General features: G+C 36.0%; 13 protein-coding genes and 1 pseudogene. 3 read left to right on the top strand and 11 right to left on the bottom strand.

Annotation, left to right across the window (positions count from 1 at the left end):
• A partial coding sequence (locus AC5YD2_RS11585) for a transposase (protein WP_496124951.1) occupies nt 1–188 on the top strand: 188 nt, incomplete at its 5' end.
• 24 nt (nt 189–212) lie between these two features.
• Nucleotides 213–356 (top strand): annotated as a pseudogene (locus AC5YD2_RS11580) (integrase core domain-containing protein); the annotation flags it as partial.
• Between the two features lie 439 nt (nt 357–795).
• Here AC5YD2_RS11580 and AC5YD2_RS11575 read toward each other — a convergent pair.
• Nucleotides 796–1,713, bottom strand: coding sequence for a LysR family transcriptional regulator (locus tag AC5YD2_RS11575; RefSeq protein WP_496126479.1), 918 nt, complete (start codon nt 1,711–1,713; stop codon nt 796–798).
• A 203-nt stretch (nt 1,714–1,916) separates the two neighbouring features.
• On the opposite strand from AC5YD2_RS11575, the gene AC5YD2_RS11570 reads away from it, so the two are divergent.
• Nucleotides 1,917–3,287 carry a phosphohexomutase domain-containing protein gene (locus tag AC5YD2_RS11570; protein WP_496126478.1) on the top strand — a complete coding sequence of 457 codons (1,371 nt, stop codon included), beginning with the start codon at nt 1,917–1,919 and terminating at the stop codon, nt 3,285–3,287.
• 64 nt (nt 3,288–3,351) lie between these two features.
• On the opposite strand, the gene galE is transcribed toward AC5YD2_RS11570, so the two are convergent.
• Genes galE through AC5YD2_RS11520 form a run of 10 tightly spaced genes read right to left on the bottom strand, consistent with a single transcriptional unit; the run spans nt 3,352 to nt 14,458 of the window.
• The gene (gene galE, locus AC5YD2_RS11565) at nt 3,352–4,368 is read right to left on the bottom strand and encodes a UDP-glucose 4-epimerase GalE (RefSeq protein ID WP_496126477.1); all 1,017 of its coding nucleotides are present in this window, start codon (nt 4,366–4,368) and stop codon (nt 3,352–3,354) included.
• Between the two features lie 26 nt (nt 4,369–4,394).
• A complete protein-coding gene (pgi, locus tag AC5YD2_RS11560; RefSeq protein WP_496126476.1) occupies nt 4,395–6,050 on the bottom strand; it encodes a glucose-6-phosphate isomerase in 1,656 nt (551 codons plus the stop codon).
• Nucleotides 6,047–7,306: a nucleotide sugar dehydrogenase gene (locus tag AC5YD2_RS11555; protein ID WP_496126475.1), complete on the bottom strand. Its 1,260-nt coding sequence runs from the start codon at nt 7,304–7,306 to the stop codon at nt 6,047–6,049. Before AC5YD2_RS11555 ends, pgi begins: the two co-directional genes overlap by 4 nt.
• A 28-nt stretch (nt 7,307–7,334) precedes the next feature.
• Nucleotides 7,335–8,216, bottom strand: coding sequence for a UTP--glucose-1-phosphate uridylyltransferase GalU (gene galU, locus AC5YD2_RS11550; RefSeq protein WP_496126474.1), 882 nt, complete (start codon nt 8,214–8,216; stop codon nt 7,335–7,337).
• Between the two features lie 24 nt (nt 8,217–8,240).
• Complete coding sequence (locus AC5YD2_RS11545; RefSeq protein WP_496126473.1) at nt 8,241–8,873, bottom strand: sugar transferase; 633 nt, start codon at nt 8,871–8,873, stop codon at nt 8,241–8,243.
• The gene (locus tag AC5YD2_RS11540; protein WP_496126472.1) at nt 8,857–10,017 is read right to left on the bottom strand and encodes a glycosyltransferase family 4 protein; all 1,161 of its coding nucleotides are present in this window, start codon (nt 10,015–10,017) and stop codon (nt 8,857–8,859) included. Before AC5YD2_RS11540 ends, AC5YD2_RS11545 begins: the two co-directional genes overlap by 17 nt.
• Nucleotides 10,007–11,095, bottom strand: a complete 1,089-nt coding sequence (locus AC5YD2_RS11535) for a glycosyltransferase (RefSeq protein ID WP_496126471.1) — start codon at nt 11,093–11,095, stop codon at nt 10,007–10,009. The genes AC5YD2_RS11540 and AC5YD2_RS11535 overlap by 11 nt, the downstream gene beginning before the upstream one ends.
• Nucleotides 11,092–12,498 carry an O-antigen polymerase gene (locus AC5YD2_RS11530; protein ID WP_496126470.1) on the bottom strand — a complete coding sequence of 469 codons (1,407 nt, stop codon included), beginning with the start codon at nt 12,496–12,498 and terminating at the stop codon, nt 11,092–11,094. Before AC5YD2_RS11530 ends, AC5YD2_RS11535 begins: the two co-directional genes overlap by 4 nt.
• Nucleotides 12,495–13,568, bottom strand: a complete 1,074-nt coding sequence (locus AC5YD2_RS11525) for a glycosyltransferase family 4 protein (RefSeq protein WP_496126469.1) — start codon at nt 13,566–13,568, stop codon at nt 12,495–12,497. Before AC5YD2_RS11525 ends, AC5YD2_RS11530 begins: the two co-directional genes overlap by 4 nt.
• A complete protein-coding gene (locus AC5YD2_RS11520; RefSeq protein ID WP_496126483.1) occupies nt 13,565–14,458 on the bottom strand; it encodes a glycosyltransferase family A protein in 894 nt (297 codons plus the stop codon). Before AC5YD2_RS11520 ends, AC5YD2_RS11525 begins: the two co-directional genes overlap by 4 nt.
• Between the last annotated feature and the right edge of the window lies 1 nt (nt 14,459).

Below are 14,459 nucleotides of genomic sequence, written 5' to 3'. Positions count from 1 at the left end.
AAGGTCAAGCGATTGATGATTTAGCAGCAAAATATAAGACAAGAATCGTTTATCTACCTGCGTATAGTCCCGACCTCAATCCTATTGAAAAAGCATGGTCTGTCTTAAAAAGTAAAGTCAGGCACATCATTGCTCAGAACAATAAAACCATTCAGGAAGCTCTGGATATCGTATTTAAGATGATGTAGCTTATGTTTCATATTTGGCTATAGCTGAGCAAACATTTATTTGATACTTTGGATGAAGTGCAAGATTATGCAACAAACTGGCTGTGCCATTACAACCATGAAAGACTACACCAAGAAAACAAAGGAAGGTCACCTCTGATGGCTGCTTACCCTTTACCTCTAAATTAAAATAAGTGATTGATTTATATAAGTTTATTTTAATTATTTTTAATATACTTAACCCGAATCCTGCTTAAGGAAATGAGACCATTCATCTTGAGACCTATCCATCATTTTGATCATAAAAAAGTCTGTGCTTTGATTTGATAACGCTAAAAATCAATCCTAAAATTATATTTATCTTATGATTTTAAAGAAAAATCCTTATCCGCGATTCGGATTACTTAATGTAATTTATGTCAGTGAACATTACTAAGATTGAGGTCGGGAGTTCGAGTCTCCTTTCCCGCTCCAGATTCTAAAAAAACCCTCATCATATGCTGAGGGTTTTTTATTGTTTAAAATTCTATTTCAATGTTCTATTGATTGATAAATCACAAATTATAAGCAAAGCAACGTAGGTTACTTTGCTCAACGCTTAGGATATCAACATCATCATCGGTGAAAATTAATCATAATAGTGCGTACGTCTTTTAGAAAATTTATCCAATTGAGTTAAAAAACCCTCAAAATAACTTTTTTGTTTTTCTTCTACTCGATACCCCGCATATAGCGTACGACGTAGGCCTTCGGGTGCAACACAATCTAAGCGTCTTGATGTCACCCAACCTTTTTGCTCATATTCATTCACGACCCAGTCTGGCAATGCACCCACACCCCGACCACTCGCAACCAATTGAATTAACATCTGAGTCAGATCTGTGGTCCGGATTTGTTTCGGTAAGATATTCGCAGGAATAAAAAGCTTCGACATAATATCGAGACGATGCTTATCGACAGGATAAGTCACCAATGTTTGTTCCGCTAAATCTTGAACTGTGATCTTTTCTGCACGTACCAAAGGATGCGTGTTCGATAAAACTAAACGCGACTCATATTCAAAAATAGGAAAATACTCAATTCCTTTGAGCGCAATTGGATCGGCTGTAATCAACAGATCAAACTCGGCATTTTGTAAAAGCTCATGTGGATTCGCTTCAAAACCTGATGCAAAATCTAAGTCTACGTCCGGATACTGCATACGATATTGATTTAATAAAGGCATCAACCAATCAAAACAACTATGACATTCAGATGAAAAAATAATTCGTCCCGTCTGTCCATGTACAATACGAGAAATATCACTTTGTGCAATTTGCACTTGTGGCAAAATATCATCCGCCAATTTGAGTAATCTTAAACCAACATTGGAAAAGCTCACTGGCCGATTACGTCGATTCACAACTTCAATACCAAACCATTGATCCAGCTCTTTTAATTGGTGTGAAATGGCTGAAGGGGTTAAGCATAAATCCCCTGCTGCTGCGACTAAAGAACCATGCTCTCTAAGTGCCGCCAATGTTTTTAAATGTCTAAGTTCAATCATGTTAAATGTCCATTACCGCAATTTTTGAGCACTGCCATCATAAAACATTTCGATAAAAAACTTAATTTAATTCATCTTAAATTAATTTAAATGAACAAACCTAAAACTATCAAGCATTCTTAAGCAATAACACTTCTATCCCTTTTTTTACAAATCATCCGTTATAATCAAGGCATAGAAATCAACCTTATAATATGACCATTATGACTAAACTGACTTGTTTTAAAGCCTACGATATTCGTGGAAAACTCGGTACAGAGTTAAATGAGGACATTGCTTATAAAGTCGGACGCGCTTATGGACAGATCTATCAACCTAAATCAATTGTGGTTGGCTGTGATATCCGTCTTAGTAGTGAAAGCTTAAAACAAGCAACGATCCGTGGCCTCAATGATGCTGGTGTGAATGTCTTAGACTTAGGCATGACAGGTACAGAGGAAGTCTATTTTGGTGCATTTCATTTAGATGTCCAAGGTGGTATTGAAATCACCGCAAGTCATAATCCGATGGATTATAACGGTATGAAATTGGTCCGTGAAAATGCGCGCCCAATTGGCGCTGACTCAGGTTTGAACGAGATTCAAGCGCTGGCGGAATCTGAGAACTTCGTTGAAGTGACGAACAAAGGAACGGCACAAAGTTACAATATCGTACCTGAGTTTATTGAACACTTGATAGGTTATATTCAGCCACAAAGCATTCGCCCGCTTAAATTAGTCATGAATGCAGGGAATGGCGCTGCAGGTCATATTGTTGATGCGATTGAACATAAATTCAAAGAATTAAAGATCCCTGTTGAATTTATCAAAATCAATAATGAAGCTGATGGTAATTTCCCCAATGGGATTCCCAACCCGATTTTAGTTGAAAACCGTTCAAGTACCAGCGAAGCTGTGATTCAACATCAAGCGGACATGGGGATTGCATGGGATGGTGACTTCGACCGTTGTTTCTTATTTGATGAAAAAGGGCAATTTATTGAAGGTTATTACATCGTCGGTTTATTGGCTCAAGCATTTTTACTGAAACAGTCAGGTGAAAAAATCGTTCATGATCCGCGTTTAGTGTGGAATACGCTGGACATCGTTGAACAATATAAAGGCATCACGGTTCAATCTAAATCAGGTCATTCATTTATTAAAGACAAGATGCGTGAGCACAATGCAGTCTATGGTGGCGAGATGAGTGCACACCACTATTTCCGAGATTTTGCCTATTGTGATAGCGGTATGATTCCATGGTTGTTGGCGATTTCTGTACTCTCAGACACCCAACAATCTTTATCAAGTTTAGTTGAAGATATGATCACTAAATTCCCTTGTAGTGGTGAAATCAACTTTAAAGTCGCCGATACTCAAGTCACTATTCAAAAAATCTTTGATCATTTCGAAGATCAAAAGCCTGAAATTGACTATACCGACGGTGTGAGTTTGGATTTTGGTTCATGGCGCTTCAACGTTCGTGCATCCAACACTGAACCTTTACTTCGCTTAAATATTGAAAGTCGTTTGGATCAAAATCCTAAGCCAATGCAAGATTATGTTAATGAACTCACAGCATTAATTGAAGGCTAAGTCTCGTCTTCTTAGAAAGAATAAAGGGAGCAATCAGCTCCCTTTATTATTGAATAAATGACTATTACTTATAACCCGTAGGATTCTGTTTTTGCCAATGCCAACTATCAGCAAGCATATCTTCTAAACCATATTGAGGCGTCCAACCGAGTTCAGCGATTGCACGAGCATTATTGGCAAATGACGTTGCAACATCACCAGAACGGCGTGGTGCAATCTCATAAGCCACTGCAACACCATTGACTTTTTCAAAGGTATTCTTAACTTGTAATACAGAGGAACCATGACCTGTACCAATATTCCAAGCGCGACAACCTTTATGTTCTAGACGGTTATTCAAAGCACACAAATGCGCATTAGCAAGATCCACCACATGAATATAGTCACGTACACCTGTACCATCTACAGTATCGTAGTCATCACCAAATATCGATAATTTTTCACGGCGACCGACTGCAACTTGGGTCACAAATGGCATTAAATTATTGGGAATACCCTGTGGATCTTCTCCAATACGTCCACTCTTATGTGCACCAACAGGGTTAAAATAACGCAATAACGCAATTGACCAGCGCTCGTCTGAGATAGAGAGTTTTTGTAATAACTGCTCCACAATCAGCTTTGTATAACCATAATTATTGGTCGGCATACCCGTTGGCATATCTTCATTCAACGGTGAGATATTCGCTTCATCATAAACGGTTGCAGAGGAACTAAACACCAAATTAAAGACTTGTGCTCGCTCCATGGCCTGAACGAGACTGATTGAACCTGCAATATTATTATCAAAGTAGGTTAAAGGAATCTGTTGGCTTTCACCCACCGCCTTTAATCCTGCAAAGTGAATCACAGCATCAATTTTAAAATTCTTGAACACCGAATTTAAAGTTTCAGGATGACGAATATCACCCTCAACAAAATTCAGACTTTTTTGCGCTAATTCTTGAACTCGTGTTAAGGATTCAACAGAGCTGTTCGAAAGATTATCTAAAACAACAACCTCATGACCTGCATTTAACAACTCAATACATGTATGAGATCCAATATAACCTGCGCCACCTGTCACTAATATTTGAGCCATAATCCCACCCTACATTCTTAAAATCTTTATTTATTCAGCAATACTTTCAATAAGCCCTGCGTCGATGCATCTAAACGAGTTAAATCGGTTTGATCGCCATTTAATACAGGTAAAATTTGATTGGCGATTTCCTTCCCTTTCTCAACCCCCCATTGATCAAAAGGATTGATATTCCAAATTACAGACTGAACAAAAACCTTATGTTCATAAAGCGCAATCAGCATGCCCAATGAATACGGATTCAACTCATTCAGTAACATCGTTGTACTCGGCTGATTGCCCGCATACTGTTTATATTCGGGTAACTGTTCTAATTCATTTTGATCGAGTGCTTGATTACCAAATGCCAATAATCTGGATTGTGCCAAACAGTTGGACAGTGCTAAATAATGTTGTGCAATCAAAGCCTCTGCATTTTCAACATAAGTAAATTGCTTAGCATTGTAACGTTGTACAGGTGCAATAAAATCACAACTGACCGCATGTGTCCCTTGATGTAACAGTTGGTAAAACGCATGCTGAGCATTTGGTCCAACTTCACCCCATAAAATCGGACAAGTATCTAGGTCAACTTTTTGATCATTACGTTGAATCGACTTACCATTGGATTCCATTTCAAGCTGTTGCAAATAGGATGCAAAATACTTTAACCGTCCGTCATAGGGTAAAACTGCATGGGTTTGAATATCTAAAAAATTATTATTCCAAACACCTAGCAATCCCATTAACACGGGAACATTCTGATTCAATGGTGCGTTTTGAAAATGCTGATCGACTGCATATGCACCAGCGAGCAACTGTTTAAATCCGTCAACGCCAATACTGAGTGCAATCGGTAAACCAATACACGACCACAGTGAATAACGCCCCCCAACCCAATCCCAAAGCAGGAACTGATTTTCAGGTGCAATCCCCCACTCTGTCATTTTTTCAGGTTTTGTCGAAACACCAATGAAATGATGTCTTACCGCACAAGCCTCATCACCGAGTGATTTTTGCAACCATTGACGAACAGTTTTCGCATTTGAAAGCGTATCAATCGTACCAAAGGATTTAGAAGAAATAATAAAGAGTGTCGTTTCAGCGCGTAGCTGATGGAGTAAATCAGAAAGCTGACTGCCATCCATGGTCGACACAAAATGTACACCTAAAGGCTTTTTAGTTTCAACTTTAAAGTCGGAGAGCGCATGTGAAACCATTAATGGCCCCAAATCTGAACCACCCACCCCAATATTGACAACGTCTTGAATGACTTCACCGGTACACCCACGGTATTGTCCTGCATGGATTTTGTCGACAAGTGCATACATACGATCAAGTTGTACATGAACTTGGTCACTTAGCGCTGTATGCACAGTATCATGCTTAGGCAGTCGTAAAGCCCAATGCATTGCAGCACGTTGTTCCGTGTAATTGATTTCTTCTGCTGAAAATAAACGCTTAATCCAGCCAGATAGATTTTTTTGCTCTGCGAATTCTGTTAATTGATGAATAATGTTTTGATCAACACGATGTTTACTATAATCAAAAGTTACGCAGTCAAACTGTACAGATAGCTGCTCAAAACGCTGAGTATTTTCACTAAACAACTGCACCAAATGCTGCGATTGCATTTTAGAAGCTTTGTCTTTTAAGCTTTGCAATACATCTATTTTATTATTTGGAGAAATGGTTGCACTCATGCTCGACCCACTCCTTGATAATCAAAACCCTGCGATTTCACATAGGCTGGATCATAAATATTACGTCCATCGAGAATCAGTGGACGCACCATATGCGCTTTTAAGTATTGAAAATCAGGGCTCCAGTATTGTTTCCAAGCGGTCAACAGACACAGCGCGTCTACCTGCTGAATTGCTTGATACTGATCTTTGCACAAAATCAAATCTTCCCGCTCACCATATACGGTCTTAACCTCATCCAATGCTTCAGGATCATGCAAATGAACAATCGCACCTTGCGCCCAAAGTGCTTCAAGTAACGGGTGAATCGATGAATTTTGAATACTTGCCGTATTTTCTTTAAAGGAAGCCCCCCAAATCGCGATTTTTTTATTTTTTAAATCACCTTTGAAAATATTCCATAACTTTCTAAATAAAATCTCTTTCTGCTGCTCATTAATCGTCCAAACCTGATCCAATAAACGGCTTTTCACACCTGTGGCATTTACGGTATTGGATAGTGTTAAAATGTCATGCGAAAAGTTTTCACCACCAAAACCCGCACCCGCGGCCAAATAGGATGCACCAATACGACTGTCAGATGCCAACCCCTGTTGCACATTTTGGATATCAATACCCAATTTTTCAGAGACATTCGCGAGATCATTCATAAAGCTGATCCGAGTCGCCAACATACCTGAGATAGTTAACTTGGTAAACTCAGCGTCTAAAATCGGCATAAACAAGAATTGGTGTTTCGCTGGAAATTGAGGTCTAAAGAGCTCTATAACCAATTGCTTAGTAGACTGTTGATCGACACCAACAATCAGTCTTTTTAAACCCAATACACTATTCAGCGCATTTCCTTCCTGAATATTATCTGGTAAATACGCCCAATGAGATTGACTCAACCGCTGTGATAGCTGCTGCGTCATATTTAAGCCAAAAGTGGAACCATTCATCACCAATTGAGGAATGATATTTTTCTGCACAATATCATCGATCACTTGTTCAGCGAGGTTTAAGTCCGTACTTCCAAAACTGAGTAAACACACTTCATGTTCGAACTCAGCTGTGAAATTTTGCTTTAAACTTAAACGACCAGTATTCACTTGTTTTTCAAGCAACTGATTCACATTCTGATCTTGGTATTCAGGAAATTGAACATCCTGACTTTCTGAAAACTGAGGACACCAATGTACATGGTGCCCTGATTCGGCGAATACCCCTGCAAAAACCGCAGCTTGCAGGGTGGAACCGAAAATACTAATTTTCATACATCACCAATCACACATCTTTTAATTATTAATGAGTTAAATCTAGCTCTTGAATGAGTTGCTTAAACTCTGCACCCAGTTTTGGATGTTCTAATCCATAATGTAGTACAGCTTTTAAATAACCAATCTTGCTACCACAATCAAAAGTTTGCCCTTTCATACGATAGGCTTCGACTTTCTGTGTTTCCTGTAATTTCGCAATGGCATCGGTCAACTGGATTTCATTCCCAGCCCCACGAGGCGTTTGTTCAAGTAATTGCATAATTTCAGCAGGCAGAACATAGCGTCCTACGACTGATAAATTTGATGGTGCAGTACCGACAGCTGGCTTTTCTACAATACCCTGCATGACGATGCTTTTCCCTTCTGCAGGAGATTGTGCCACATCAACAATGCCATATTGATCCACCAAATGATCTGGCACTGCTTCCACCATAATTTGTGATGCATTGGATGCATTAAAGTGCTCGATCATTAGAGAAAGATCATTTTGATCACTGTCATCTTTAACCAATACATCTGGGAGTAATACAGCAAAAGCGTCATTGCCTACAATATCTTTTGCACACAGTACTGCATGTCCTAAACCCAATGGTTGAGGCTGGCGGACACTGATCACAGATATATGTGATGGAACAATGTTGGTGATTTCATCTAAAAGATCAAATTTCTTTTTATTTTCTAAAGTGGTTTCAAGTTCAAAATTACGGTCAAAATAATTTTCAATCGATGCTTTAGATGAATGAGTTACCAGAATGATTTGCTCAATACCTGCTGCAACAGCTTCTTTTACGACATATTCAATGGCAGGACGGTCAACCACTGTGACCATTTCCTTAGGAATGGATTTGCTTGCTGGTAAAAAACGAGTACCTAGACCTGCAACGGGAAGAATGGCTTTTTTGATCATAATAAGACTACTGTATTACAAAATTTAAGAATTTGAAGAGGACTTTGAATCTATATTTTTTATATTATCACGAGCTGAAAAGCGTGTGGCACCGACTGCCTGATCTGGGGCATTAATTCCCTCTTTGTTCAGCATGACCTGAACCGTTTTAAACATAATTTTAAAGTCGAGCAAAACTGTTCTTGAGTCGACGTACTCAACATCAAGCGCAAATTTTTCTTCCCAAGATAAATTATTACGTCCACTGACCTGCGCAAGTCCAGTCATACCTGGTTTCACCTCATGACGACGCATTTGATGTGGCGTATAGTGCTCCATGAACTCACTCAGCTGCGGTCTTGGACCGACAATACTCATATCACCTTTTAAAACATTGATCAGTTGTGGCATTTCATCGAGCGTAGTAGAACGCAATTTTTGCCCAAAAGGAGTGATTCGTTCCTCATCGGGTAAAGCATTGCCTTTACTATCAACTGCATCCTTCATAGAACGGAATTTAATCATTTTAAAAATTTCGCCGTTCTGCCCTGGTCTTTCTTGCAAAAAAAAGATCGGAGAACCTAAGTTTTGGCGAACTTTAATTGCAACGAGTAGGAACACTGGTGAAAGGAGCAAAAGTGCAATGACTGATATTAAAATATCAATAAGTCGTTTCATTTTTTGATGTTAATCCCATAATTTCTATAAGTCTTAAGTTGATTTTATCTGCATCAAATTTTTCTTGTGCAATTTTGAAACTTTCTAGACCCATTTCATTGATTCGGTTCGGATGTTCAATAAAATAACACATTTTATTTGCCAAAGCTTCTGCATCCCACTTTGGTACTAGAAACCCATTGAGTCCATCTACTACTGTTTCTCTACAGCCTGGCACATCAGTTGTAATGATAGGACGACCAACAGCCATAGCCTCTTGAGTACTTCGCGGTACTCCCTCTCTATATGATGGCAGTACAAAAATACTTGTTTCAGTTATCCAATCTTTTACATTTGTAACAAAACCAGGATATTCAAACAGATTCTCTTTGATAAGTTGATCCAGTTCACTTTGTTTAAGTGCACCCATATTCTGATGATCAATCTCACCTAAAATTGTAAATTGAGCAGAAGGATATTTTGCTTTAACTAAACGCATAGCTTGAATTAATTCAAAAACCCCTTTTTCTTTAAGCAATCGACCGATAAATAGAAACTTAACTGGTTCAATCGGGGCTGGTGCGTACTGGTATTCTTTCAGGTCTAGACCAATACCACCTAAAACATGGACTTCTGGCACTTTTAAACCATATTTTTGCATGAGATCATGCTGATCATCAGGATTGAGGAAGATCATCTTATCTAAACATGGAAAGGCACATTTATATAATATGACTTGAATGTTACGAATCAGTTTCGTCTTAGTACTTTGTCCTTCAGGTTGTTCGGTAAATGTATACCCCAACCCTTCCAACATTCCGATAACATTGGGCACTTTTGCACGTTTAGCAGCAATACTGCCGTAAATCACCGGTTTTGCAAAATAAGAAAAAACGATATCGGGTTGAATTTTTTTTATTTCCCGTGTTAGTTCAATCATCGATGCAATATCCGCAAATGGATTTAAGCCACCACGACTAAGTTGATAACAAACAGGCTTAGCCCCTAACGCCTGAATTTTAGTTAAGCAAGATTCAGTATACTCAGAGGTAAATGCATAAACTTCATGCTGATCGGACACTAATTTTTTAATTAAATCTGCACGAAAACCATAGAAACTAGAACCAGTTGTTCCTATGAGAACGATTTTTTTTTTAAGACTCATATAAAGTTAACCATTTTTTTTCGATTAGATTTAAATCAAAATGATCTTGAACATGCTTTAATGCATTCAGATTATTTGCTTGAATTTCATGTGGTGACATTTCAATTGCTTTCATCAAAGCCGCAGCAAGCTGTTCACTATTTTGACTTGGACAGCAAATTCCTGTTTGTCCCATAACTTCTCTTACACCACCACAATCTGTTGCAACTACAAAAGTTTCACATGCCATTGCTTCTGCAACAACTAAACCAAATCCTTCAAACGAAGATGAAAGTACAAATATATCTGCTGCTGACATGAGCTCAGGGATATCGTCTCTACGTCCCAACAAATGTACATACGATTGAAGCTCCAAAGAGCTAATTAAATGCTCAATAGTATGTCTTTCCTCTCCATCACCCGCAATAATGAGTACAAGCTTACTCTGATTTTGCTTAATCAGTTTTGCAAAAGCATGTAACAGATTCGGATAGTCTTTAGCCGTGTGAAATCGACCCACTGCTAAAATAATGGTGCTGTCTCGATTTAAGTTTAATTCATTCATTAAACCTTCTCGAACACTGGGATTATATCTAAATTTATTTAAATCAATCCCATTATAAACAGTAGTAATCCCATTCTTTGGTACTGCACCTAACTGTTGGAAGCTGGATGAAGCAGACTTGCTTACATTTGTCGTTATTTCTGATAATTGATGCGTTAGTCGGTAAGCCAGCATACGTGCCTTACCGCCTTCATTATTACTATGCGCAGTACAGATTAACTTTGCAATTGGTCTGAATTTTCTGCAAATACGTGCAAAAATATTGGCATGTACCATATGTGCATGAACAACATTGGGTTCAAAACGATCCAATAGATTTTTATAATTATTATACGCAAGCTTTGTTTGTTTTAAATTTTCTAGACCCAAATAAATCAGTTCAATTTGGTCAGTTTGAGGCTTTACGACAACCTCACCTTTTAAGTAAGCAATTTTGACCTTATGACCCAAATTGGCCATACGTGTAGCAAGATCGACGACAACTTTTTCAGCACCACCACCACCAAGACCTGTAATTATATAAAGGATTTTCATCGATTAAAAACCTTAGAGGAAAGCTTAATTACAAAGAATAAAACCAAGATATAAGGAATTAATGGAAAAATAGTATTTAAACCTGACCGCGGTAAAAATAAAATTGAAGTTACTAAAGATATAGTTATAATTTTCGAAATAATATTCTTAGTTACTTTAAATTGTAAGTAATTTATAAAAATCGAGAAAATAACAATAAACAAACTATAAAACATAGCATTTCTTTGAGCATACAAGTACGCATCAGAAAAGAATGTCCAACCCAAACCATAACCTAGACTATAAAGTTTAGGATTTAATTCATAACTAATGAAGGAACTAAAAGAAATTTCATATGGGTAAACATAACCAAATATTTTACTATATATAAAGCTAAAGCCAGCTATAAAATTTTGAAAAAAAGGAATAATAGGATAGTCTTCAATAAATCGAGACTCATTAAAAACCATCAAAGATATCCCTTGACTATAAATTAGCGATAAAACTCTATCAATTATCCCACCCTGCTCCTCACCAGGTGACCTCAAACTTAAGACACCAAATATAGTCGATAGAAAAACAAGAATTGCTAAAACATAAAAAGAAAACTTAAGAATATTGGCCTTAGTTAATCCATAATCATGGTAATACCATACTAAAAAAATCAAATAACAAACAAAACCACCTCTACCCCCTAGGATCATATCTACAAAGAAATATAAGCCCATTAAAAATATAAAAATATTCTTAATATTTCTATCATTTTGAGCAAGAAAAATACCACTACTTGCAATTAAAAGGATTTTAAGAAGGCTTGATATATTATATGCATAAGCCTCAGTCTGAGACTGAAATAATGCTAAATAGCCTCCTGAAAGGACCAATTTAAATGCAACTATTGTATTATTTGATAACATAAAAAATAAAATAAACATGAAACAATAAAGTACAATTTTATTAAAATTTATATAAATATCGTTATTTTTTGAATAATTTAAACATTTATCTCTTATGAAAAGAAGTGACAAATAAGAACCAATTTCCAATGAAATAAAACCTATAACTACCAAATAGAATAGTGTTGATGCCTCGTATGCATTAGAAACTTTGTATATGAAAAAATCTATCTCAAAAAGTTTTTCACCATTTAATCCCAAAAAAATACTTATAAACCTACCACCAATAAATAGCAAAGTCGTAAAGAAAAAAAGTGAGTATAATGAAACAATATTAACCTTATTTACAAAACGAAAGAACATTATAAATAAAATTATCGAAACAAAAGCAAAAGACCAGCTATAATCAGATAAAGTTAAAACCACTTCTAAAAAGCTTAAACTGAGAAAAAAGATCAGCAAAAAAATCATAAAAAATAGAGAGATAATATAGTTTCTCTTGTTGACATTTAATAATCCAGAGGTCACAATATTTCTTCCCAAGATTTCAAAATATTTATAATTTCAAAATTACTCATTGCTGATTTACTATTTAAACAATACTGCTTATATGATTCATTATCTAAACCCATTAATTCCATCATTTTGTCAGCCAAATCTTCAACATCTGAGTCTAAAGCTAATTTTCCATTATAACTATGCTTAATAATATCCGATGGTCCTGTTTGACAATCAAAAGCAACTACCGGTATACCAAATGCTTGGCATTCTAAAAGTACCATAGGCATACCTTCGAATCTTGAAGATAAACAAAATATCGATGCATTTTTATAGAACTTTTCCACATTATTTTGTTTGCCCCAAAAGTGTACTGAATTTTGAATTCCAAAATCATCAATCATGGTATTTAAGGATGTCAACTCACTACCTTCACCTACGATATGGAGTTGCCAATCAGGAAACTGTTCAATGACTCTTTTCCAACACTTGATAAGCATATCGTAACCTTTTTCATGAGACAGCCTTCCTACGGACAACACTATTTTATTAGTTTTATTTGGATTATGATCATAATTGATTTTGTAAGGATTAGGATTAGGTATTGCAATAATTTTACCTTTAATATTATGTTTTTTTTGCCAATTCAACAAATCCTTTCTTGTAAGAATAACTATATAATCACTTTTTAGAGTAGCAATAAACCTTCCAAGTTTTCTTGCTCTTGAACCCATATCATTAATATAACTAAAATGCTCCCAACAAATATGCTTAATTTTTAAACCCAATGTAGCTGGAATCGTAAATATGCAAGAAATACTATCGACTACTATAAGTGTATCAATCTTATGCCTAATTAAGTATTTTCTAATTCTACTTACCACATCAAAATATTTAAACTTTAAAGAAACTTTATTTTTATAAATATAATCATTTTTTATACCTTTTTTTAATGCAAAAAAAGGAGATCCCCCATCAAAAAAATTTAGTATAGATATATTATACTTTTCAGGATCTAAATTTGATGCTAATAATGTAGTAACTTTCTCAGTACCACCAGCTAGATTCAAATTTCCGACTAAAAAACAAATTTTTTTCATATTAATTTAGATACTAAGCTAATTGGATAAGAAAGAAAAGAATATACAAAATTGCTATCTTTACGCCTTTTTGAGAAAGAAATCTTGAGATGGCTTGAAACCTGTGAAAACCTAATAATAGTTTTCAACCAAAGAATAGGATTTATTATAAAGATACTTATAGGCATATTTCTTAACATTGAACTTCTTGATATATAATGTCCTAATGCATGCTGGTAGAGGGAGGATTTACTTAACCTTTCATTCTGATTATCATCATAAAACATTCTAACTGGCTCGGGAATATAAGAAAACTTATAGCCCTTAGATGAAACTTCAGTATAAAACCATATCTCTGGTACAAATTTAATGTTAGGAGAAACAGGATATAAAAAAAATTTCAAAAATTCGGTTTCAAACACATCCACTCTTTCACCATGTAATTTATGGTTTTTAAACTCATCAAACCATGACATATCTATGATGTTATCTGAAACAACATTACCATCAAAATCATTTTTTACATTCGAAAATGCCAAAAACCTCAAACCTATAACGTCTTTACTTATTCTTTTTAGATAATTATCAACTATCATTTTAAGAGTATTGTCATCAAAAAGTGCATCATCTGAGTCTATACCCATGAAATATGATCCTCTTGCAATCATTACACCTTTATTCCATGCAGCCTGTTTTCCTGCATTTTCCTGTTTAACGTATTTAATTATAATTTTATTTTCTTTGATAAAATTAGCTACAACAGCTTCAGAATTATCGGTTGAACCATCATCAACAATTAGCCATTCAAAGTTCGTGTACTTTTGTCCAACTAAACTCAAATACAATCTTTGCAGAGTATTCTTTCGATTAAAAGTAGGAGTAAATACAGTAATTAAGGGGTCTTTGCACATC

The organism is Acinetobacter sp. CY73 (genome assembly GCF_059515865.1).
The sequence above is the reverse complement of the archived record's forward strand: the minus strand, read 5'-3'. Positions and strand labels throughout refer to the sequence as shown.